Below are 23,369 nucleotides of genomic sequence, written 5' to 3' on the forward strand. Positions count from 1 at the left end.
GGCCTTGGTCCGGTCGCGGGCAAAGGACTCGGCTGCTTGCCGAATCCGGTCGCGCTGAGTTGTGGTCAGCCCACCGGGGATACCTACCTCAAAACGCTCCAGGATAGCAGCCCCTGCCTGCGAGTTTGTTTTCTCCTGATAGAAGGTAGTAGAAGAGTATGTCAGGATATTATGGGAAGCAGCTGATGCCATATTTTGCAAAGCAAAAACGACAAGTAGCTGAGGAAGTATGAGCGTGACTTTCATCGATATGTCTTTAGGAGGAAAAATTTTAACTATGGAAGACTTGTCAATACTTGTACCAAAAACAAAGTAGAGAGCGAAGCGCACTCTATACGTTGATCCTAGAATATGGACGAGTTCACATATTTTTTTCCTTTTAAATCGGTAAAACATTCAATAATCATAAAATCTAGGGTTGAGAACAGGCAAGCCCCCTGTGCCTTTAGGCTTTGCTTTATTTAAGCGAGAGAGTATAACTGTCCAGGTTCATGCTTTCTTTCCAATGTTTATGAAGGAAGTGTCGTATGGCTACAATAGAGCCTTGAAAGCGGCATCTACTACGTCTGATGCAAAAGAATCTAGGTATACAGCGGTAACTGCCTCGGACTTGTGGCCCCTGCTTTCCGATATAACGCCCGTAGCTACCCCGGAACGTTTCAGGCTGGTAGCGAAGGAATGGCGGGCGGTGTACGTGGTGATGGGCACAATAATACCGGCTTCAGCGGCTAGTACTTTCAAGTCGGTATTCACCTGCCGCAGCAGCTTGTGCAGGCGGTTGTTGATTTGGGCCGGGGTCTGGTGGCGCTGGGCGTTGATGATGCGGAACACGTAGCCGTCGGGACCGGTAGCCGTAGTAGGCCGGTAGTACTCTACCATAGCGGCTGCAGGGGAAAGTAGACGCACGGAGAACTTGCCGCCCGTCTTACGGCGCACGTAGTTCACGCGGGGCAGGCCGTCGGCGTCGCGGGAAAGGTTCTGCCAGCGCAGATTGGCCAAATCCATGAAATTCATACCGCCCACGTAGAAGGAAAACATGAAGACGTTCTTGGCTAGCCGCAACCTCTCGCTAGTGGGGTGCAGTGCTTCCAGTTGGCGCACCTCATCGCGGGTGATGGCCCGCTTGGTGGTGGAGATGTCAAACTTGCCGACGCTGAACTTGTGGCGCTCGGCCACGTTGCGGGCAAAGGGGTAATGCTCGGCTTTGGCTACCCCGTTGGCAATGGCTTTGTTCAGCACAGCCAGCAGGGTGCGAAAGCGCTGCGCTGGGAAAGGGTGTTGCCCTCGTTGCCCACCGCCCGAAGGGTGTTTTCCCATTCGGTGCAGAAGGCGACAGTCACACGTTCAAAGGGAATATCCAGGGTGTAGTACTCGTCTTTAATGAACTTAGACAGCTGCCGACGCATATCCCGGTAGATGCGGGCAATGCCTAACTTAGGGGAAGCGTTCATGGTGGCAATTAGCTCGTCAATGTAGGCCAGCAGTAGGACGCGGCGGGCAGCCTTTCAGCCTTCAATGGTCCGCTGGGCGACGTCGGTCACAGTATGTTGCTCGTCATTGGTAGCCAGGGTTCCGGCGGCGGTACCATACCGCTGCTCCCAATCGGCCAGCTTGTTTATCAGTTCGTCGCGGTACGGGTCGGGGTAGCTTTTCTTGATGGGCTGCCGATAATCCGATTTTTTAGCGTTCCAGAAGCTGGGGGCAGGCTCGCCCCAATGGCGAGGTACATCCGATGCCGGTTATTGGTAATGCAGAGCATGAACGGGTGAGAACCATCGGCTAGGGTCTTACTGGTGTAGTATTTGGCCCGTACGGTGGCTTTGCCTTTTTTGTGGTCAGTTGTCTTGCTCATAGCGTGTAAACCAACGTCGGTTTACACAAACCTGATAGAAACGGTATGGCCACAATAAGCCCTAATAAATAAAAGCCTGTTTATGGGCTGATTAGACCAGTTTCTGGGAATGAACAATAGGGGATAAGCAGGGTAGGGTTACCGCATTCTAAGCAGCCGGTCTTTGTTTTGAATCCAAATGGGGCCACTTTTATAATCAGCCACTTAGCTTAACTGCTAGGTGGCTTTTTGTTAATAGATTATATAGCGGGTTATACAAGTGGTATTCCTGTTGGATAGAAGTACAGAGGGATTTACGAACGAAGACCAGTCAGGTAAACTTACTATAATATTCAGATTTAACTATATTATTGACATATAAATTATTAGGTAAAGGCACTCTCTAAAGTGGAGAGAATTACTTCTTGACAGAAATCGAACGATAACTGGCATGCAGTATTTTTTCTACAAAACCTATCGGGTGGACCTTGGTGCCATTTCGGATAGTATGATTTGGGGTTTCACGAATGGGGGATGTACTTAATTATCCCGCGGGGCTTGATCGAAGGTAAGTGTTGAATCACAGTACCTAAGTATATAGCGACTAAGCATATAGCGACCTATACTACAGCGCCTCCGGCGCGGCAGGAGAGTGCCCCTGCTTATCGCTTCTTGCTAAACTCGTCAACTTTAAGTCTGTAAAGGAGTATCCATCCTTGGCAGAAGTCCCTCGCTGCCGCCTTCACATTTGCGCCTTTTTCCATGGATAAAATTGCTTTAATTGTAGGTGCCAGTGGTATCATCGGTAGCAACCTGGCCCGCGAACTACTGGCCCAAGGTTGGACGACCTATGGCCTCTCCCGCACGCCTAAAGACGAGGTGCCCGGCCTGCGCCCGGTAGCCGCCGACCTGCTCGACCCGGCCAGCCTCGAAACAGCTTTGGCCGATGTTGCCCCTACCCACGTGTTCATTACCAGCTGGATGCGCCAGGACACCGAGGCGGAGAACATCCGCGTCAACAGCGCGCTGGTGCGTAACATCTTAGCCGCGCTTGCCTCTAAGCAGTCCGTACAGCACGTGGCCCTGGTCACGGGCCTGAAGCACTATCTGGGCCCCTTTGAGTCTTATGCCCGGGCCGGGGCGCTGCCGCCCACACCACTGCGGGAGGAGCAGCCACGCCTGCCGCTGGAAAACTTTTACTACGCCCAGGAAGACGAGGTGTACGCTGCGGCCGAGCGTGACGGTTTCACCTGGAGCATTCACCGCCCGCACACCATCATCGGGCAGGCCGTGGGCAATCTGATGAACATGGGCACCACGCTGGCCGTGTATGCCAGCATCTGCAAAGAAACCGGACGGCCCTTCCGCTGGCCCGGCTCCGAAGCTCAGTGGAACGGGCTGTCTGACGTGACCGACGCCCGTATCATAGCTAAGCAGCTGGTGTGGGCAGCCACCACCGACGCTGCCCGCAACGAGGCCTTTAACATCGTCAATGGGGACTACTTCCGCTGGCGCTGGCTCTGGCCCCGGCTGGCCGCTTGGTTTGGCGTGGAGGCCGCCGGCTTCGATGGGACGGTGCACCCGTTGGAAGAAGAAATGGCAGGGGATGCACCTGTATGGCGAGAAATGGCCGATCGGTATCAGCTGCGCGAGCCCGACCTGAGCCGGCTGGCCTCGCCCTGGCACACGGACCTGGACCTGGGCCGGCCCATCGAAGTGATGACCGATATGGCCAAAAGCCGGAAGTTGGGCTTCACGGAATTTCAGTCTACCGAGGACTCCTTTTTCGACCTGTTTGCCCAGCTGCGCTCCGACCGGCTCATTCCGTAAACCGGAATCCATTCCGGCAAGCGCAGTCTACGGCTGGTGGCGTAACCATTCCGCGGCAGTGGGCAGGCTTTGGAAGGTCAGGAAGACGATACCGGCGGCGGTATGTTGGATAGCCAACTGCGCCGAGAGCTGGCTATAGCGCTCAGGAGAATGTACCCAGGCAAAGTAGCGGCAGCCAGCCTCCTGGAGTTGGGGGAAGAATACCTCCCCGCCCCAGCGGGCGGCATCTGCCCACAGGCCCGTCAGGTGGGTATTATCGTTCAGAACTTTCGTGCAGCGCTCCTGCCGAAGGAGCTCCAACAGCTTGAGGGCACCCTTCATGACTTCCTCATCGGTGAGGTTGCCCTGCCAATCCAGATAGAGCCACTCATCGGTATAATCGTAGGCAATGGTCAGGGAAGGAACGTCGTAAAGGATGCGCTGCGCCATGAAGTAGGATATTGGAGAGCTATTGCTAGCGGATGAATAGCAGGGTGGGGGAGCAAAGGCACAAGGGGTGCTGGCTCAGGAAACGGACTGCAGCCATTGCCGGGCGGCCTCGCGGTTATCAAACACCCGCACCTAGAAGGCAGTGAGCTGCTGGTAAAAAGTGGAGGCGGACTCCTCATCGAAGGTTTCCGGGCTGGTGACCATAGCAAAGTAGCGCAGCCCCGCTCCGGCAGCATTGGGCGCCCACTCCTGGATGATCCACTCCATGGAATGGTCCCAGGGGCCACGTCCTTCTCGGGTATCGTTGAGCACGCGGGAATAGCCAGCCCGGGCCAGAGCGGCGGTGTATGCCGCGGCGCCGGTTTGGATGCTGTCGGCCGTAAGGTAACCCTTGCAATTCACCACCATCAACTGGTTTTGTCTATCGGTTTCGACCGTGAGGTAGAAGCGGCCGGTAGGGGTTTTAAGTTCCTGCATAAAGAAGGCCTCCTGCCAAGATTGGATGAAGTGAAGCTGTACTCTTATTTGAATAGGAAGTTGTGGTGGAACGGGCCTAAAGCTAGGCCATAATAGATGCGGAACGTTCAGAAGTTCTTGTAGCCAGGGTAAGATTGGCACGGCTATTCCATCTATCCGGCCCCGCTTTGAATGCAGCTGTTTTTTTCAGTAGATTGGCCTGACCGTCTGTCTCAAGGCTGTCACTGCCTAGATGAAAGCCCTCTTTTCCGAACGCCGTGCGCTCCACGGTCTGCTGGTCTTTTTCCTCCTTACCCTAGTATTTCATGCGCTGGTTGTGGTCGGCATGATTCCCTACGCCCTCGTGTGGGGCGGGAGACTGCGCGACACGTCGCAGATGTTGCGGTGGGAAGCCGGGGCCCTGACGATGACGCTCCTGCTACTGGCCGTCGTGGCCGTGCAGGCCGGCTATGTGAAGATCAGGGTTCACCCATGGGTCATGACCGTCGCTTTTTCGCTCCTGTTCCTGTTTTTTCTGGTCAATACCGCTGGGAACTTGTTGGCAGCCGACAAACTCGAGAACTGGCTGTTCGCGCCCTTGACGCTGCTGTTAGCTCTATTGAGTCTGCGGGTAGCCGTCAGCCGCGCGCTTCCCCTTTAGCCCTAAAGCCCAGCCCCCGGCGAGACTACGTCGGAGCCAATAGAAATTTTCCGCACGCTCCACTAAGCAAAACTCCTCTTAAAGGCATGCTCCCACGCACCGCCCAGCTACCCGGAGATAGTCGTTCCTAAGCCCGGTAAGAGGTGTTTTTTCAGATTTACTTTGTTGCTCATTGCTTTATCTAGGATACGACTCTTTCGGTAAGGCATATTATCCTACAAGATGATTAATCATTATGCCTCAAAGATTATTTAACCGGGGTGGGCAGGTGCATATGACTACGGAATATGATGCCGCGCAGGGCTGGGTGTATAATGACTGGATAGGCCCGCAGGACTTAGCCAGCGTCATCGCCGGCAGTGAGGCCGGCTTAGCGCTGCTGCATCATCATGCCTGTCCCTATCTGCTCAATGATAACCGCCATACGTTTGAACCATGGGACTATGCCATGGAGTGGGTGACGACGCAGTGGCTGCCGCGCGCGTTGAACGCCGGGCTGACGCATTATGCCCAGGTCATCCGGGCCGAATCCCCAACCTCCCTCTCCGCCGAAGTCTTATATAGCGCCATTCAGGAGCAGGTAGAGATGCGTGTGTTTATCAGCCTGCAGCAGGCGCAGGCCTGGCTACACCAGGCGCAGAAAATGAAGTAAGCTCTTCCCGCTATGAAAATCACCTTCAGTAATAGCTCTGGGCAGGTATATATGACGGCCGAGTATGATGCCCAAAATCACTGGGTCCATAATCACTGGGTAGGCCACCAAACCTACGAGGGCATCATAGCCGGGGCCGAGGCCTGTCTGGACCTACTCCAGCAATTTGCCTGTGCCTACCTGCTTAATGATAACCGCCAGGTGCTGGAGACCTGGGATCAGGCTGTGATGTGGGTGGTGCAGGATTGGGCACCTCGAGCCAAGGCCGCCGGGCTCACCCATATTGCCCAGATTGTGAGCGTCGATACATTAGGGGCCCATTCGGCCGAGCTGCTGCGTGCCGGCCTGAAACCGACTTTTGCTATCCGTACCTTCACCGTCCTAGCCGATGCGGAGGCCTGGTTACGGGAAGCCCAACAGCAAGCGACACCGAATACTCCAGCCTAATTATCCTACTGCCGGAGCGATTAGCTCCTCCGCCTTTGCCTTGTGATGAAAACAATATTAGCCAATAGCTCTGGCGAGGTCTACATGACGGCCGAGTATGATTCCGAAAACCTATGGGTGCGGAATTACTGGCAGGGCCAGCAGACGTATGTGGGCATGGTGGCTGGCGGGAATGCCTGCCTGGCCTTATTGCAGCAGCACCAATGCCACTACCTGCTTAGTGATAAGCGCCAAGCCGTTGGGCTATGGGATGAAACCATGGAGTGGATAACCACGAGCTGGACACCGCGGGCAGTCGCGGCGGGTATGACCCATTTGGCGCAGGTGGTCAGTGTGGAGTCGTTGCCGGCGCATTCTTCGGAAATCATGCGCCACCGCCTCGAAGAGAAGTGCTACATCCGCACCTTCAGCGGGATGGCGGAAGCGCAAGCGTGGCTGCGGGCGGCCCAGCAGGCAAACGCAAATAGTCCGGCATCCATTACGCACTAGCGGGGAACATCAGGCAGCGCGCTTGTCGGCTCCTCTACCCAGGAAGCAGGGAAGGAGTAGGGCATGGAACGTTCCTTTTAAAGGGATATCAGGATGGCCGCAAAAGTACAGGCCTCCGCGTCAGCCTTTTTCCGAAATCTGCGTACCTACCCGGATGGAGACCTATGTGCTCGGGGATATTCATGGCGCATTTCGTGCCTTGGAGCAGGTGCTGGACCGAAGCCCCTTCCGCCCCGGTATCGACCGGCTCATTCACCTCGGCGACGTGGCCGACGGCAGGCCGGAAACCCCGGCCTGCGTGGAGCGACTATTAAATATTCCCAACAGCATTTGGGTGCAGGGCAACCACGACTGGTGGACCCAAGAGTGGATGGCTGCCCGCCCACCCCTGGACCAGGTGAACTGGTTCTGGTACCGGGTCGGAGGGCAGGCCACGTACGAGGCCTACCTGCGCGGTGAGCTGGCCGATATCGACCGGCATCACACTGCCTTCTTCCGCCGGCAGCGTCCCTACTTTGAAGACGAGCACCAAAACCTCTACGTGCATGCCGGCTACGACCCGACTAGGCCTATTGCCGAGCAAGACTCCTATCAATTAATGTGGTCCCGGGAGCTGTGGGCGCAAGGGGCAGAAGCACAAGGATACCAGGAATGCTTCGTGGGCCACACGCCCACATGGCCGAACAGCCCGGTGCCCTGCGCACGAGCCAATGTGTGGAATCTTGACCAAGGCGCGTGTACGGAGGGCCGCCTGACCCTGCTGAATGGACGCACCAAGGCCTTTGTGCAAAGTGACGTGGTAACAGCGCTGTATCCGGAGATCAACGGATACTAATAGTGCCGAGTGAAGGCGTCCGTCGTGGCGCTCCGAAGCACGGAGCATATATGGACTGCGCCTTTCCTGCATGGGTTCTAATGTAGCCCTGTTTCCAGCACTAGTAAAAAGGCTAAACCTCCAAGGTTGCCTTGCAGCACCAGTAGGCAGCTATCTTTGCGCTCCTTAGCGCAAGCTGCTATCTTATGAAGATTTTATTGGTTGAAGACGAAGCCAAACTGAGCTCTTTCGTGCGCAAGGGCCTGGAAGGTGAAGGATATTGGGTTGATACTGCCTTTGATGGGCAGCTGGGCCTGAGTATGGCCCTGCGCGGGGAGTATGACCTGGTTATTCTGGATGTCAGTCTGCCCCAGCTGAATGGCTTTGAAGTGTGCCGCCGCTTGCGGGCCGAGCGGCCGCAGGCAGCCATTTTGCTGCTGACGGCCTTGGGCGGCATTGCCCATAAAACCGAGGGCTATGACGCGGGTGCGGATGATTACCTGGTGAAGCCCTTCGAGTTTCAGGAGCTGCTGCTGCGGGTGCGCGCCCTTTACCGGCGCTACCATGAGGCCGGCCCCGGGCGCACCTTGTCGGTAGCCGACCTGACGCTGCACCTCACCACCAAGCGCGTGGAGCGGGCCGGTCAGCCCATTGCGCTAACGGCCCGGGAGTATGCGCTGCTGGAATACCTGCTTCTGAACCAGGGCCATGTGGTGTCGCGGGTGGATATTGCGGAAAAAGTCTGGGAGCTGAAATTCGACACCAACACCAACATTATCGATGTGTACATCACTTACCTGCGGCGGAAGATTGACAAGGACTTTTCTCCCAAGCTTATCCATACAGTAGTGGGTATGGGCTATGTGTTGCGGGCTTAAGCCCGGGCACCACTATTCCTATCACAAGCCTCTTCGCAGACGTTTATTTGCATGACCATTCGCACCCGCCTTACGCTTTTCTTCGCCGGCCTGATGCTGGCTTTGGTCGCGGCGGTGTCGTGCGGGGTGTACTTTTTTGAGCGCAACAGCCAGCGCGGCCAGTTTGAGCGACTGCTGCTGCGCAAGGCGGAGGCCACGGCCAAGGTGTACGTACGCAAGCACGAGCGCCTGGAGCCGACGGATGCCATTCTGCTGCTGACCCAGCAGAACCAGTACGAGGCTATCTACAACGAAAACAACCGGCTGCTCTACGCCAGCCGGCCCAATTCCGCCTTGGTTATCACGCCCCGCTTTCTGCAGCGGGCCCGCACGGCGGGGCGGCTTTTTTTCAGCCAGGGACCCGCCGTGGGCGTGGCCCTCGCCACCAAAAATGGCGACGAAGGCTTCGTAGTCGTGGTTACGGCAGAGGATAAGTTCGGCCGGGAGGGGCTGGAGCGCCTGCGGAATAACCTGCTTATTACCAACATCCTGGGACTCACCTTTGTAGTCGGGCTGGCTAACCTGTTTGCGGGCCGCGCCTTGAAACCCGTGCAGCGGCTAAGTTTGGAAATTCAGGCCTTATCCTCCCGCACCCTCGACCAGCGCCTTTCCACCGGTAATGGGCGCGACGAGCTGGCCCGCCTTGCGGCGCAGTTCAATGCCCTGCTCGCCCGGCTTGCCGATACCGTGGTGCAAAACCGCAATTTTGTGTGGCATGCCTCCCATGAGCTGCGCACACCCCTGGCCAACCTGCTGGGGACCCTGGATATCTCCCGGGCCTATGATGAGCGCCCCCAGGAGCTGCGCGCCACCCTCACCTCAGCCACCGAAGAGGTGCGCCGCCTTATCTCGCTCACCAACGACCTGCTGTTGCTGGCCGAGCTAAGTCAGGAGAAACCCGCCCACGACCTGCCCCTGACGCCCATGCTGCTCACGGAACCTCTGCTCGATGCCGTGCAGGCCGTGCAGCAGCGCTACCCGGCCACCACCATAGAGCTGCACCTGCCCGATGCAGTGGAGGACTGCCAGTCCCGGGCCCACGCCGAGCTGCTTACCCTCGCCCTCGTCAACCTGCTCGACAACGCCTGCAAGTACTCTCCCACCGGCTCGGCCGTACGCGTCAGCCTGGAGCGCAGCGTGGGCGGCTGCACTTTTACGGTGCGCGACGCCGGCATCGGCATTTCCCCGGAAGCGCTGCCCCACATCTTTGAACCTATGTATCGGGCCGATGCGGTGCGCACCCAATTTCGCGGCAACGGCGTGGGGTTGAGCCTGGTGCAGCGCGTAGCCGAGCTACATGGGGGCGGCGTAGCCGTCCAATCAGTGGTTGGAAAAGGCACGGAGTTTCGGCTGTGGCTATAGTCGGCCCTGGTTAATACTTTATCGAAAGCGGTAAAACCCGGCCCTCAGAATGAGGATTTGGGAAACTGTATGCCTCAGCTAGAGCCCTAAGCCTTGCTTACTTCTCATCCCATGGAATAGACTTTTTCCAACAAGGGTGTTAGGTTGAATTGGGTGCGTTTGATAAACAGGCATTAAAAGGCTGATTGAGCAAAGGCGCCGCTCGACAATGGAAAGTTATATATAAGTCGTGCCCAGCGCTCTGCATTGCCCACATTAGAAAGTTCTAATGTCATTCCAATCCCACGTTAATACGGCCCCCGCACCTTTGCGCATTCAGTAGCGGAGAACGTAACGGTATGGCCTTGTTTCTGCATTTTTTTGGGCCGCAGCCCCAACCGCCGGTAGTACTATTTAACCCGGCTATTATCCATTCCAGATTGGAATCCAATTACCTCCTTTATTTGGGCACCCCCAGGACCTTCGCCGATTCATGTGACGCTGGGTTCCGCCGGCCAACTGGTGGATCTATCTGCTAAGCCCTTTCCGTGCGCTTTTTCAGCACGGGCAGCCCTACGCCAATTGCTCCAACTTCTCATCTCCCAGTGTCCTCCGACGCTGGTCAAATTACCTAAGGTCTTTATGAAAAGAATGTTCCTGCTCCTGAGCTGGTGTGCCTTGTACTGCGCGGCCGGCTGCACCAAAGAAAAAGAGGAAGTGGAAGAGAAGGTGAAGCTGGTAGCCACCAGCCCCTGGCTGAAAGACACCACCGTGACCAAGGAGTACGTGGCCCAGATTCATTCCATTCAGCACATTGAGCTGCGGGCCCTGGAAAAGGGCTATCTGCAAAAAATCTATGTGGATGAGGGCCAGGCCGTGCACCAGGGCCAGCTCATGTTCCAGATTATGCCCCTGATGTACCAGGCCGAGCTACAGAAGTCGCAGGCGGAAGCCAATTACGTGAGCCTGGAATACCAGAATACCAAACGGCTGGCCGATAAGAATATCGTCTCCAAAAATGAGCTGGCACTGGCCTCCGCTAAAGTAGACAAGGCCAAAGCGGAAGTGTCGGTGGCCCAGACCCACCTGCTGTTCACCACCGTGAAAGCGCCCTTCAGCGGCATCATGGACCACCTGCAGGTCCGGCAGGGCAGCATGGTGGATGAAGGCGACCTGCTCACCACCCTGGCCGACAACAGCAAGATGTGGGTGTACTTCAACGTGCCGGAAGCGGAATACCTGACCTATAAAACCCAGGCCAAAAACGACAACCTGCTGAAAGTAAGGCTCAAGATGGCCAACGATGAGGTATTTCCGCAGCCAGGCATGGTGCAGACCATTGAGGCTGACTTCAACAACGAAACCGGAAATATTGCCTTCCGGGCCACCTTCCCAAACCCCGCCGCCCTGCTGCGCAATGGCGAAACCGGCAGCGTGTTGATGACCGTGCCCATGAAACAGGCCCTGCTGATTCCGCAGAAAGCCACCTTCGAGATTCTGGAGAAGAAGTTCGTCTACGTAGTGGATAATGCCAACGTGGTGCACCAGCGGGAAGTAACCGTAGGCGCCGAAATGCAGGATTTGTACGCCATCCGGAAAGGCCTAACTGCCGACGACAAGATCCTGCTGGAAGGCATCCGGAAAGTGAAAGATGGGGACAAGATCAGCTTCACTTACGAAGCGCCGCAGGCGGTTATTCCCCACCTGAAAGTGTACAGCGAGTAAGGTCAGCCCCCTCTAAATAGCCAGACTATGTTTAGTAAATTCATTCGCAGGCCAGTGTTTGCCATCGTTATTTCGGTGGTTATCCTCTTGATGGGGCTGCTGGCCATGAATATCCTGCCCACCTCCCAGTTCCCGGAAATCTCGCCTCCCATGGTCATGGTGAGTGCAGCCTACCCCGGGGCCAGTGCCAAGGTGCTCACCGAGTCGGTGCTGATACCCTTGGAGCAGGCCGTGAACGGCGTACCGGGCATGAAGTACATGACTTCCGATGCGGTAAGCGCCGGGGAAGCCAACATTCAGATTGTCTTTAATCTGGGGACCGACCCCGACCAGGCCGTGGTAAACGTGAATACCCGCATTGCGCAGGTGCTCAACCGTTTGCCGGAGTTGGTGCAGCGGGAAGGCGTGGTGGTAAACCGGGTGGTGCCGAACATGCTGATGTATGTGAACTTGTACAGCAAAGACAAGAACACCGACATGAAGTACCTGTTCAACTTCGCCGGGGTAAACCTGCTGCCGGAGTTGCAGCGCATCAGCGGCATTGGACGGGCCAACATTCTGGGTAGCCGGCAGTACGCCATGCGGATCTGGCTAAAACCTGACCGCATGCGGGCCTACAACCTCTCCGCCGACGATGTGATGGAAGCGCTGAATGAGCAGAGCGTTATCGGCTCGCCGGGCCGTATTGGCCGCAGCGACGGTATGCGGGCCCAGGCGCTGGAGTACGTGCTGACCTACCAGGGCCGCTTCAGCGACGTGGAGCAGTACAAAAACGTCATCCTGAAGGCCAGCCCCAACGGCGAGATTCTGCGCCTGAAAGACGTGGCCAACGTGGAGCTGGGCAGTGAGTTTTACGACATCTACTCCAACCTCAACCAGTACCCCTCGGCGGCCATTGTGCTCAAGCAAACCTACGGCAGCAATGCCAAGGATGTCATTAAGGAAGTGAAAGCCAAGCTGGAGGAGATGAAGAAAACCTCCTTCCCGCCCGGCATGGATTACAAAATCAGCTACGACGTTTCCAACTTCCTGGATGCGTCCATCGAGAACGTAATTGATACCCTGCGCGACGCCTTTATTCTAGTGGCACTGGTGGTGTTCCTGTTCCTGGGCGACTGGCGCTCCACGCTTATTCCCGTGCTGGCCGTGCCGGTGTCGCTCATCGGTTCCTTTATGGCCATGCAGGCCTTCGGGCTCACCATCAACATGATTACGCTGTTTGCGCTGGTGCTTTCCATTGGTATTGTGGTAGATAACGCCATTGTGGTGATTGAGGCTGTGCACACCACTATGGAGGAAGAGCATCTGTCGCCGTACAATGCGGTGCGGAAAGTGGTAGGCGAAATCAGTGGGGCTATTATTGCCATTACCATTCTGATGACGGCCGTGTTTGTGCCGGTAGCCTTTATGAGCGGCCCGGTGGGCATTTTCTACCGGCAGTTCTCCATCACTATGGCCACGGGCATCGTCATTTCCGGCCTAGTGGCCCTGACGCTGACCCCGGTGCTGTGCGCTATGCTGTTGAAAAACACGCACGGCCAGCCCCGCAAGAAAACCCCCATCAACCGATTCCTGGACTGGTTTAACCGCGGGTTTGAAAAGCTGACCAACCGCTACACGGGCTTGCTGGAGCTGATTGTGAGCCGGCGGGCCGTTACGCTGGCCATGCTGCTGGCCTCCGGGCTGGGTATCTGGGCCATCACGGCCAAGCTGCCTTCGGGCTTTATTCCCAGCGAAGACCAGGGCCTGATCTACGCCATTATTCAGACTCCGCCCGGCTCCACGCTGGAGCGTACTAATGCGGTATCGCAGCGCCTGGCGCAGCTGGCCAAGGACGTGCCTGGCGTGGCCAACATCTCCACGCTGGCCGGCTACGAGGTACTGACCGAAGGCCGGGGCTCCAACGCCGGCACCTGTCTGATTGACCTCAAGCCTTGGGACGAGCGCAAAGAATCCGTGCATGAAATCATTGTGGCCCTGGAGAAAAAGGCCCACGAAATTCCCGGCGCCACCGTCGAGTTCTTCGAGCCACCAGCAGTACCGGGCTACGGCGCGGCAGGCGGTTTCCAGCTGCAGCTGCTGGATAAAACCAACACCGGCGACTACAAAGCCCTGGAAAAGGTGAACGAGGAGTTCATGGCCAAGCTGAAAAAGCGCAAGGAGCTGGCGGGCCTGTTCACCTTCTTCTCCGCCGACTATCCGCAGTATGAGCTGCAGATTGATAACCAGCTGGCCATGCAGAAAGGCGTAAGCATCGGCAACGCCATGAACACCCTGTCCATCATGGTGGGCAGTACCTACGAGCTGGGCTTTATTAAATACCAGCGCTTTTTCAAGGTGTACGTGCAGGCTTCGCCCGAATACCGCCGCCTGCCCGAAGACATCCTGAACATGTGGGCGAAAAACGACAAGGGCGAAATGGTACCCTTCTCGGCTTTCATGAAGATTGTGAAAAGCCAGGGCGCCAATGAGATTAACCGCTACAACATGTACACCACGGCTTCCATCCGGGGTGGCGCGGCCGAGGGCTATAGCTCCGGCGAAGCCCTGCAGGCAGTGCAGGAAGTGGCTAAGTCGCTGCCCCGGGGCTACGATATTGACTGGGGTGGCCTCTCGAAAGACGAGGTTTCCCGCGGCAATGAGGCCGTAATCATCTTCCTGGTGGTGCTGGTGTTCGTGTACCTGGTGCTGGCTGCCCAGTACGAGAGCTTCCTGCTGCCGCTGGTAGTGGTGCTTTCCCTGCCGGTGGGCGTGTTTGGCTCCTTCCTGCTGCTCAAGCTCATGGGCCTGGCCAACGACATCTACGCCCAGGTGGGCCTGGTGATGCTGGTGGGTCTGCTGGGTAAAAACGCCGTGCTGATTGTGGAATTTGCCGTGCAGAAGCACGAGGAAGGCCTGTCGGTGCGCGACGCCGCTATTGAAGGCGCGCGGGTACGATTCCGCCCCATCCTGATGACGTCCTTCGCCTTTATTGCCGGCTTGATTCCCCTGGTGCTGGCCACCGGGGCCGGCGCTATCGGCAACCGCACCATTGGTACGTCGGCCTTGGGCGGCATGCTGTTCGGTACGGTGTTCGGGGTCATCATCGTGCCCGGCCTGTACTTCATCTTTGGCTCCCTGGCCGCGGGCCGCAAGCTGATTCGGGATGAATACGAAATGCCCTTAACCGAGAGCATTGAGCCTCATGTATTAATTGAAGAAATGGAGCCTTATGCTTAAGAGACGCCTAAATCAGATACTGGGGGCCGCCTTCTTGGCCATGGCCGTAGGAGCCTGCAAAACGCCGGAGCTGGTGGTAAAAAACGAGAGCCGCCGGGTGCCCGCCAGCTTCAATACCGCCCCGGACAGCACCAACATGGCCCGGGCGCGGTGGCAGGATTTCTTTACCGACCCCAACCTGAAAGCCCTGATTGATACGGCCCTGCAGAACAATCAGGAGCTGAATATTACGCTGCAGGAAATCGAAATTGCCCGCAACGAAATCCGCGCCCGCAAAGGCGAGTACCTGCCCTTTGTGGGCCTGGGAGCCAAAGCCGGCGTGGATAAGGTAGGCCGTTACACGCTGCAGGGTGCTACGGAGGAAAATGTCAACATTGAGGAAGACCGCCGAACCCCCGACCCGTTAACGGATTTCCAGCTGGGGGCTTTTGCCACTTGGGAGGTGGATATCTGGCACAAGCTGCGCACAGCCCGCAAAGCCGCGGCCACCCGGTATCTGGCCAGTGTGGAAGGCCGGAACTTCATGGTAACCAATCTGATTGGCGAGCTGGCTACTTCTTACTACGAGCTTCTGGCTCTTGATAATCAGCTGGCCATCATCAAGCAGAACATTGGCATTCAAAGCAACGCCCTGGAGCTGGTGCGGCTGCAGAAGGAGTCGGCCAGGGCCACGGAGCTGGCGGTAAAGCGGTTTGAGGCCCAGGTGCAGAATTCCCGCAGCCTGCAGTTCAAGCTGCAGCAGCGCATTGTGGAAACGGAGAACCGGATAAACTATCTGGCCGGCCGCTACCCACAGCCCATTACCCGGAACGATGATGCGTTCAACGACCTGCTGCCGCAGGCCATTCAGGCCGGACTGCCCACCCAGCTGCTAAGCAACCGGCCCGATGTACGGCAGGCGGAGCAGAACCTGGCGGCCGCTAAGCTGGATGTGCAGGTGGCCCGGGCCACCTTTTATCCGTCCCTTTCCCTTTCTGCCGGCGTAGGGCTGGCGGCTTTGAAACCGGGCTTATTAGTGACGACGCCGGAGTCCATGCTGTTTTCCCTGGCGGGTGATATGATGGCCCCGCTTATTAACCGGAATGGCATAAAGGCCATGTATTACAACGCCAATGCCGTGCAGACCCAGGCGGTGTATAAGTATGAGCAGACCGTGCTGAACGCCTACGTGGAAGTAGCCAATCAGCTTTCTAACATCAGCAACCTGGAAAAAAGCTACGATGCGAAAGCCAAAGAAGTGGACGCCCTGAACCAGTCCGTTGCTATTTCCAACAGCCTCTTCCGCTCAGCCCGCGCCGACTATACGGAGGTGCTGTTCACGCAGCGGGATGCCCTGGAATCGAAGTTTGACTTAATCGAAACCAAAATGCAGCAGCTCAATGCCTCGGTCAATGTATACCGGGCCTTGGGTGGTGGATGGAAGTAGTTAATGGAACCAGTTAGAAACAACAGGTAAATCAACTGCAATTTGGATCTGACTTTCAGGAAGCTGTTGAGATGATTAGATGACAGTCGGCAGGATTTAGTGAATTTTTAGCCAAGAGAGGCCCCGCAACCAAGCTAGGTTTGCGGGCCTTTTTTATGCACTACCAAGGCTAGCCTGGGAGATTCGGACTGCTGCCTCTTCAAAATTTAGTTACCGTGACGGAATAATTAGCCGTTTTCATCTATCCGCCTCTGAGCCATGCTATTTTTTTGATCTTGGGATTAAGCAGCTAAACGACGCCGACGGATACCGCTAAGGTGGTGTTCAGCGAAATAAGCAGGTGTTCTAACCTCTTGGTTCGCGTAGCCATACTTCCTGCTTTCGAATTATTAAAATATTATATGTTATATTAATTATGGGTATCGTGATGTTGGAATGTGAGTATGAAATGGCAACAACTCTATACAGGAATAGCCGCGCTCTTAGCTTGCTTGCAGACCGCGCCGGGATGGGGGCAGCGTTTTGTCGCTATCGGAGATTTTGGCCGCGCCGGCCAGCCTGCCCAGGATGTAGCTGAGTTGGTAAAGGGTTGGAACCCGGACTTTATCCTGTCGATGGGTGACAACAACTACGAGTATGGCGCTGCCAGTACCATCGACCAGAATATCGGCCAATACTACCATAGCTATATCTACCCCTATACGGGCGCTTACGGCGCAGCGGCTCCTGAGGCGGAAAACCGCTTTTTCCCCTGCCTGGGCAACCACGATGTGATGACCCTAAAGGGACAGCCTTATCTGGACTTTTTCACCTTGCCCGGCAATGAGCGGTACTACGACTTTGTGCGTGGAAACGTGCATTTCTTCGTGCTCAACAGCAACCCTAGCGAACCGGACGGTATTGGGAGCACCTCGGGGCAAGCGCAATGGCTGCAACAACAACTGGCAGCTTCCACCTCGCCATGGAAGGTAGTATACCTGCATCACGCCCCTTACTCTTCAGGCGACCGGGGCAATAACCCAGAGCTGCGCTGGCCTTTCCGGGAATGGGGTGCTTCCGTGGTTATGTCCGGCCACGATCATCATTATGAACGGCTGCTTATCAATGATCTGCCCTATATCGTCAATGGAGTAGGTGGCGACGAGGTTATTGGCGTGCATAGGTTAAGGCCCTACACGCAGGCCCTGTATGCCGGAGATTATGGCGCCCTGTTGTGCAACGCTTCTGCCCAAAGCCTGTCGTTGCAGTTCTACACGCGCTCCGGCCAGCTGGTGGATTCCTATATGCTACAGAAGGAATTTCCTTTGCCCGTGACGGTGACATCGTTTACAGCGGAGCGCCAGGACTCCGAAGTTGTGCTGCGTTGGACTACTACTGCGGAACAGAACAGCCGGGGCTTCGCCGTTGAGTCCTCTTCCGACAGCCTGTCCTACACTACCATTGGCTTTTTGGTAAGTCAGCCCGGGAGCAGTACCCACCCCCGGGACTATACCCTGACCGATAACACCCCGGGTAAAACGGGCCGGCACTATTACCGCCTGCGTCAGGAAGCTATTGGGGGGCAGTTCGCTTATTATGGCCCTGTGGCCGTCTCCTTCCCGGAGGCAGCTGCTACGTTAAGCACCTACCCTAATCCCTTCAAACAGGCCTTGACGCTGGACATTGCCAGTGCCAGGGCTGGGGTAGCTACGGTTACCCTGTCTGATATGCAGGGGCGGGTAGTTTGGCATGGGGCACAACTCGTGGTGGCGGGCGAGAACCGACTTGTAGTCCTTCCTTTGCTGGGAAAAGGGCAGTATCAAGCCACAATTCACCTCGATGGACAGGTGCTTCGGCAGCGCTTATTAAAGGAATAAGTTTTCTGATGGAGGTATCACTAACCCCTCCAAGGCAGAGGGTCTACAGCTCCAGTCGAAAGACGGTGCCTTGGCCCTCCGAGGATTGCACCTTTATGCTGCCGCGGTGCAGGTGCATAATCTGCTTCGCCAGGCTCAGGCCGATGCCAGTACCATTTTTGCGAGTAGTGAAGAAGGGAATAAAGATGCTGTCTAGAATCTCGGCAGGAATTCCTGTGCCGTTATCAGCTACTTCCAGAAGTACGTGGCCAGACTCTGCTTGCCGCGCCTGCAGCTTGATGCGCGGCTGCTTGGCCTCACGGACAGCATAGGCCGCATTCAGCACCAGATTAATAAGCACCTGCTCCATTAGATGCCCATCGGCCTGTAGCTGCAGATCAGGTGGTTCTACTGAAGTCTGCAGCTCAATATTGTCTTCCTGTAACTGTGGCGTCATCAGCCCCTGAATGGTGCCAAACAGCTCCTGCACCCCCACGGTACCAAGCTGAGGGGCGCTAATGGTACTTAAGTCGCGGTACACCTGGGCAAACCGCAGTAGCCCTTCGCTGCGGTTCTGGATGATGCCGATTCCTTCGGCCACATCGGTAAGCAGAGTCTGCTCCTGGGGAAGTACAGGTACCTGTTCCAGTTCCCGGCGCAGGTGTCGGCGCAGCGAATCCGCCAGCGAGGCAATGGGCGCCACCGAATTCATGATTTCGTGGGTCATTACCCGCAGGAGCTTCTGCCAGGCAGCCGTTTCCGTTTCATCCAGCGTGTGGCTGATATTTTTGAAAGCAACCAAGGTAAACGCCCGGTCCTGTAGCCGAAAAGCCGTAGCAGAAAGTAACAGCTGCATGGTTTTCTCGCCAACAATCAACTTTACCACCATAGGGCTGCCGGGCTGCAACTGGTGAATGGCTTCATAAAGTGTGGGCAAGCGTTTTTGCAGGGCCTGCATATTCTTTAGATAAGGCAGCTCCAATGTTTGCTTAAACGCCTCATTTACCCATTCTACCTGCCCAGTGGTATCATAGGAGAGAATGCCGGTATCAATGAGCTGCAACACCGTCTGCAGGTAGGAGAACTGCGTTTCGCGCTCGGCACTCAGTTGGCGGAAGGTGGTGTTGAGCTGATTAAAGGCGGCATACAGTGGCCGTAGGGAGCGGTCTGTATGCGCTTCGTTGTAGTGCTGGGCGAAGTCACGGTATTTCACTGCCAGGAGAAAATCGGCCAGCAACCGGTTCTGGCGCGTAATGTAGCGGGCCAACTCCCATACCGCCAGAATTAGAAGGCCACCGGCCACAAGCAGCAGGGCGTAGCTGCGGTGTTGCTGTGCATATAGGCCAGCGCATAATAGCCCTAGCAGCCCCGCTAGCCGCCATGCAATGCCTAGTTCCAGCCGCTTAGAGGTCATGTTTTTCGAGGCGACGGTAGAGCGCAGTGCGGGTGAGGCCCAACTCTTTGGCCGCCTTGGTAATGTTGCCGTGGTGGCGCTCAATCACGCGCAGAATAGTTGTTTTCTCTACTTCGCTGAGCTGCAAGGGAGCCTCCGGCGGCACCGTGGCTGGTCCCGCACCGGTAGTCTCCATGGCCGAAAAGTGGAAATCCTGGGCACGCAGCACGTTGCCTTCCGCCAAAATAATGGCCCGCTCCACGGCGTGCTGCAGTTCCCGTACATTGCCGGGCCAGCTGTGTTCCCGCAGCTTCTGCAGGGCCGCCGGCTCAAAGGTAGGGGTGGGCTTGCGGTTGCGGGCAGCATAGAGGCTGGCAAAGTGACGCGCCAGCAGCACCACATCCTCGCCCCGGGCCCGCAGCGGCGGCAGGGTAATTTCTACCGTGTTCAGGCGATAAATCAGATCCTTGCGAAACTCATTCCGGGCAGCCAGCTCGTAGAGCGGAGCGTTGGTTGCCGATATGAGCCGAATATCTACGGGAATGGGCACGTTGCTGCCCAGAGGAATTACCTGGCGGTTTTGCAGGGCTGTAAGCAGCTTGGCCTGTTGAGGCAACCCAATGTTGCCGATTTCATCCAGAAACAAGGTGCCGCTATTGGCCGCTTCAAAACGGCCTACCCGGTCTTCGCGGGCATCAGTAAACGAGCCTTTTTTGTGGCCGAAAAGCTCGCTTTCAAAAATGCCTTCGCTCATGGCCGCCAGATCAGCCGTAATAAAAGGCTTGGCCGCACGGAAGGAGCGCTGGTGCAGGGCTTTGGCCACCAGCTCTTTGCCGGTGCCGTTTTCGCCCAGCAACAGCACGTTGGCTTCCGTGGGCGCTACTTTCTCAATCTTGTGAAACACCTCCTGCATGGCATCCGATTCGCCCAGCAGATCAAACTCGGCGAAGGAAGCGGCACGCCGGGGAGTAGGGGCGCCACCAGGGCTTTTGCCGGGCATGGCCCGTTGCTCCAGCGCCGCCGCCAGGGTTTCCAGCAACTGCTCGTTGTGCCAGGGCTTGACCATGAAATCGGTGGCGCCGGCTTTCAGGGAGCGTACAGCGGTGCTGACTTCCCCGTGGGCCGTAATCATGATGACGCTGGCTGTGGGGTCTTTTTCCCGGATGCGCCCCAGCCAGTACAAACCTTCGTTGCCGCTGCCCAGGGTACTCTTATAGTTCATGTCCAGGAAAATGACATCGAAATGCTGCTTGCTGAGCAGGGAGAGGAGCAGCTCCGGGTTTTTCTCGGTTACTACTTCCTGCACCTCCGTTTTGAGCAGCATACGCATGGCGAACAGCACATCTGTGTCGTCATCCACTACCAAAACGCGTGCTTTCTTCAGAACCATAGGAATCGAGGAAGTAATTAGGAATAGGAGAGAGTGGCCGCTCCGGCGCAAAGCTCTGTATCACCTACCATAAACCGTACTAAGGTAGCAAAACCCACCCAGGAGTAAGGGAAAGGCGTTTTTCTCTGCCTGGTCCTGCCCACTTGTATCGGAACCGGACGGTGCATTGTATCAAAACCGAACAGTTTTGAAGGAAAACATCTTGGGTTCAACTATAACTAACTGAAAATCAAATAATTAAATAGATGGCATCTTTCTTATGAAAGGTTTGGCATCCGCTTTACTCAGGCTAATAAACCTGCCCTCAGAACATGGACGTTGCCATTCAAAAGAAAACCTGGACCCGTACCCGCTTACTACTTCTAGGTGCAGTAGTGCTGGTGGTGGTTGGGCTGGCTGCCAGTCTGCTGACCACGGCGGGCGCACCCAAACTGAACGTGGACCCCGAGCGGCTAACCATCAGCGCCGTAACCCGCGGGCCGTTTCAGGAATTGGTGCCGGTGGATGGGGTAGTGATGCCCATCAAAAGCATTTACCTGGATGCCCCCGAAGGCGGGACCGTGCAGCGTATTCTGGTGGAAGATGGCGCCACGCTCACGCCGGGGCAGCCCATCATTGAGCTGGCCAACACCGATCTGCAGCTGGAAATGGTGAACCGCGAAACAGCGGTGTTCGATTTGATGAACAACCTGCACAACACGCGCAACCTGCTCCAGCAAAACCGCATTCAGGAGCTCAATCAACTGGCCGAAATTGAGCACCAGCTGCGGGAGGCGAAACGGATATACGATTTAAACAGCACGCTCTACGAGCAAAAGGTGATTTCCCGGCAGGAGTTTAATCAGGCCCAGAATAACTACCGCTTCCAGCAACGTCGGCAGCAGCTCACGCGCCAGTCGCTGCGGCAGGATTCCCTCTCAATGGGGCAGCAGATCAGCCAGATGCAGCAGTCGGTGGAGCGTATGCAAAGCAACCTGGCCTTAATGCGCCAAAAACTGGGCGACCTGACCATCAAAGCCCCGGCCGCCGGCCGGCTGACTTCGCTGAACGCAGAAATAGGAGAATTAAAAACCCGGGGGCAGCGCCTTGGCCAGCTGGATATGCTTACAGGCCTGAAAGTGCGCGCCACTGTGGACCAGTACTATATTTCCCGGATTTTCCCGGGTCAGAAAGCCGAGGTATCTCTAAACGGAAAGAGTTATGAGCTGAGCGTGACCAAAATCTTTCCCCAGGTTACCCGTGGCCTGCAGGTGGATCTGGAATTTACGGGTCCGGCGCCCGATATCCGCCGGGGGCAGTCGGTGCCGGTGCGGCTGGCTTTAAGCGACCAGACTCAGGCCATACGAGTACCCCGTGGCGGCTTCAACCAGAAAACCGGCGGCAACTGGATTTTCAAAGTCAATGAGGATGGCACCAAGGCTTACCGCACCGATATCCGCCTGGGCCGCCAGAACCCCGACTACTATGAAGTGCTGGACGGCCTGAAGCCCGGCGACAAAGTCATAACCTCCAGCTACGAAGGTTTTGAGAACATGGGCGAGCTTTTGCTGCAGTCCAAACAAGATTAATTTCTATCCCGGCCGTGGCCGGTAATCCTTGAAAAAGCCGTCATGCCGAGTCGGGCGGGCCTGGTAAGGTGAAAGGTGCCTTACATATAGGACGTCCGGTGCATGTGGTGAGTGAACGGCGACCAACCAGGCAGTAGTGCTGCTTCCCTACTGCTTCTGGCCCAAGCCCTGGCTCCGCATGACGGTCTTTTTCTGCCATCAGTCACTCGTCTATTTCCCGCAACTCTCAACCCCAGCCTACCTCAGCCATGATGCTTCAGATTGAACACCTCGAGAAAATTTACCGCACCGAAGAAGTGCAGACCAAGGCCCTGAACGATGTGTCGCTGGCCGTGGAAGAAGGCGAGTTTGTGGCCATCATGGGCCCCTCGGGTTGCGGCAAGTCCACGCTGCTCAATATCATCGGGCTGCTGGATGAGCCGGACGCTGGCCGCTTTTTCTTTGCCGGCGCCGATGTCAGCCACGTTTCGGAGCGGCGCCGGGCCGAGCTGCGCAAAAAGCACATCGGCTTCGTGTTTCAGAGCTTCAACCTCATTGAGGAGCTGACCGTGGCCGAGAACGTAGAGCTCCCACTGATTTACCTGGGTGTGGGCGCTGCCGAGCGTAAGGAAAAAGTAGAGCGAGTGCTGGAAAAGATGCAGATCATGCACCGGCGCAACCACTTCCCCCAGCAGCTTTCCGGGGGCCAGCAGCAGCGCGTGGCCGTGGCCCGCGCCGTAGTGAACAGCCCCCGCCTGATTCTGGCCGACGAACCCACCGGCAACCTGGACTCCAGCAACGGCAACGAGGTGATGGAGCTGCTCACCGAGCTGAACGAGGCCGGGACTACCATTGTGATGGTGACGCACTCCGAGCACGATGCCCGCTACGCCCACCGCGTGGTGCGCCTGCTGGATGGGCAGGTAGTGCTGGAAAATGTACAGCAGCCCTTCACGGTCTAAGCCTC

The 23,369-nt window shown here is 56.5% G+C and carries 22 protein-coding genes; 14 read left to right on the forward strand and 8 right to left on the reverse strand.

All coding sequences use genetic code 11. From position 1 onward, the window contains the following. From Q4G72_RS09820 to Q4G72_RS09835, 4 genes are all read right to left on the reverse strand, one after another. On the reverse strand, positions 1–192 hold a 192-nt coding region (locus Q4G72_RS09820), incomplete at its 3' end, for a hypothetical protein (RefSeq protein ID WP_303311249.1). Between the two features lie 339 nt (positions 193–531). Next, positions 532–1,317 (reverse strand): site-specific integrase, encoded by a 786-nt coding sequence (locus Q4G72_RS09825; protein WP_303311250.1) that lies wholly within the window; start codon positions 1,315–1,317, stop codon positions 532–534. Further along, positions 1,233–1,451, reverse strand: a complete 219-nt coding sequence (locus Q4G72_RS09830; protein WP_303311251.1) for a phage integrase SAM-like domain-containing protein — start codon at positions 1,449–1,451, stop codon at positions 1,233–1,235. Before Q4G72_RS09830 ends, Q4G72_RS09825 begins: the two co-directional genes overlap by 85 nt. A 167-nt stretch (positions 1,452–1,618) precedes the next feature. Next, entirely contained in the window at positions 1,619–1,852 is a 234-nt protein-coding gene (locus Q4G72_RS09835) for an Arm DNA-binding domain-containing protein (RefSeq protein ID WP_303311252.1), read from the reverse strand. A gap of 741 nt (positions 1,853–2,593) precedes the next feature. Between Q4G72_RS09835 and Q4G72_RS09840 the strand changes: the two genes are divergently transcribed. Next, entirely contained in the window at positions 2,594–3,661 is a 1,068-nt protein-coding gene (locus tag Q4G72_RS09840; protein WP_303311253.1) for an SDR family oxidoreductase, read from the forward strand. A gap of 27 nt (positions 3,662–3,688) precedes the next feature. Here the strand turns inward: Q4G72_RS09840 and Q4G72_RS09845 are convergent, their stop codons facing one another. After that, entirely contained in the window at positions 3,689–4,090 is a 402-nt protein-coding gene (locus tag Q4G72_RS09845; protein ID WP_303311254.1) for a hypothetical protein, read from the reverse strand. Between the two features lie 132 nt (positions 4,091–4,222). Further along, a complete protein-coding gene (locus Q4G72_RS09850) occupies positions 4,223–4,567 on the reverse strand; it encodes an STAS/SEC14 domain-containing protein (RefSeq protein ID WP_303311255.1) in 345 nt (114 codons plus the stop codon). A gap of 232 nt (positions 4,568–4,799) precedes the next feature. Here Q4G72_RS09850 and Q4G72_RS09855 point away from each other — a divergent pair, with 232 nt between their 5' ends. The 11 genes from Q4G72_RS09855 (at position 4,800) to Q4G72_RS09905 (ending at position 18,093) form a co-directional block, all read left to right on the forward strand. After that, positions 4,800–5,207 (forward strand): hypothetical protein, encoded by a 408-nt coding sequence (locus Q4G72_RS09855; RefSeq protein ID WP_303311256.1) that lies wholly within the window; start codon positions 4,800–4,802, stop codon positions 5,205–5,207. 235 nt (positions 5,208–5,442) lie between these two features. Continuing rightward, positions 5,443–5,859, forward strand: a complete 417-nt coding sequence (locus Q4G72_RS09860; RefSeq protein ID WP_303311257.1) for a hypothetical protein — start codon at positions 5,443–5,445, stop codon at positions 5,857–5,859. A 12-nt stretch (positions 5,860–5,871) separates the two neighbouring features. Beyond that, entirely contained in the window at positions 5,872–6,306 is a 435-nt protein-coding gene (locus tag Q4G72_RS09865) for a hypothetical protein (protein WP_303311258.1), read from the forward strand. Positions 6,307–6,351: 45 nt separating this feature from the next. Then, on the forward strand, positions 6,352–6,795 hold the full coding sequence (locus tag Q4G72_RS09870; protein ID WP_303311259.1) for a hypothetical protein: 444 nt from the start codon (positions 6,352–6,354) through the stop codon (positions 6,793–6,795). Between the two features lie 154 nt (positions 6,796–6,949). Beyond that, a complete protein-coding gene (locus tag Q4G72_RS09875) occupies positions 6,950–7,630 on the forward strand; it encodes a metallophosphoesterase (RefSeq protein WP_303311260.1) in 681 nt (226 codons plus the stop codon). Positions 7,631–7,815: 185 nt separating this feature from the next. After that, complete coding sequence (locus Q4G72_RS09880; protein WP_303311261.1) at positions 7,816–8,487, forward strand: response regulator transcription factor; 672 nt, start codon at positions 7,816–7,818, stop codon at positions 8,485–8,487. A 51-nt stretch (positions 8,488–8,538) separates the two neighbouring features. Continuing rightward, complete coding sequence (locus Q4G72_RS09885) at positions 8,539–9,888, forward strand: sensor histidine kinase (RefSeq protein WP_303311262.1); 1,350 nt, start codon at positions 8,539–8,541, stop codon at positions 9,886–9,888. A gap of 621 nt (positions 9,889–10,509) precedes the next feature. Further along, the gene (locus Q4G72_RS09890; RefSeq protein ID WP_303311263.1) at positions 10,510–11,592 is read left to right on the forward strand and encodes an efflux RND transporter periplasmic adaptor subunit; all 1,083 of its coding nucleotides are present in this window, start codon (positions 10,510–10,512) and stop codon (positions 11,590–11,592) included. Between the two features lie 27 nt (positions 11,593–11,619). Next, on the forward strand, positions 11,620–14,811 hold the full coding sequence (locus Q4G72_RS09895; RefSeq protein WP_303311264.1) for an efflux RND transporter permease subunit: 3,192 nt from the start codon (positions 11,620–11,622) through the stop codon (positions 14,809–14,811). Next, entirely contained in the window at positions 14,804–16,237 is a 1,434-nt protein-coding gene (locus Q4G72_RS09900; protein ID WP_303311265.1) for a TolC family protein, read from the forward strand. The genes Q4G72_RS09895 and Q4G72_RS09900 overlap by 8 nt, the downstream gene beginning before the upstream one ends. 491 nt (positions 16,238–16,728) lie before the next feature. Then, entirely contained in the window at positions 16,729–18,093 is a 1,365-nt protein-coding gene (locus Q4G72_RS09905) for a metallophosphoesterase (protein WP_303311266.1), read from the forward strand. A gap of 43 nt (positions 18,094–18,136) precedes the next feature. Here Q4G72_RS09905 and Q4G72_RS09910 read toward each other — a convergent pair whose 3' ends face one another. Continuing rightward, positions 18,137–19,486, reverse strand: a complete 1,350-nt coding sequence (locus Q4G72_RS09910; RefSeq protein WP_303311267.1) for a sensor histidine kinase — start codon at positions 19,484–19,486, stop codon at positions 18,137–18,139. Next, a complete protein-coding gene (locus Q4G72_RS09915; RefSeq protein ID WP_303311268.1) occupies positions 19,476–20,855 on the reverse strand; it encodes a sigma-54-dependent transcriptional regulator in 1,380 nt (459 codons plus the stop codon). Before Q4G72_RS09915 ends, Q4G72_RS09910 begins: the two co-directional genes overlap by 11 nt. Positions 20,856–21,166: 311 nt before the next feature. On the opposite strand from Q4G72_RS09915, the gene Q4G72_RS09920 reads away from it, so the two are divergent. Together Q4G72_RS09920 and Q4G72_RS09925 are read left to right on the forward strand one after the other, a co-directional pair. Beyond that, on the forward strand, positions 21,167–22,423 hold the full coding sequence (locus Q4G72_RS09920; protein WP_303311269.1) for an efflux RND transporter periplasmic adaptor subunit: 1,257 nt from the start codon (positions 21,167–21,169) through the stop codon (positions 22,421–22,423). A 251-nt stretch (positions 22,424–22,674) separates the two neighbouring features. Beyond that, entirely contained in the window at positions 22,675–23,364 is a 690-nt protein-coding gene (locus tag Q4G72_RS09925) for an ABC transporter ATP-binding protein (protein ID WP_303311772.1), read from the forward strand. Positions 23,365–23,369: the final 5 nt, after the last annotated feature.

The sequence above is a fragment of the Hymenobacter sp. BT730 genome, assembly GCF_030542105.1.
In the GTDB taxonomy this organism is placed as follows: domain Bacteria; phylum Bacteroidota; class Bacteroidia; order Cytophagales; family Hymenobacteraceae; genus Hymenobacter.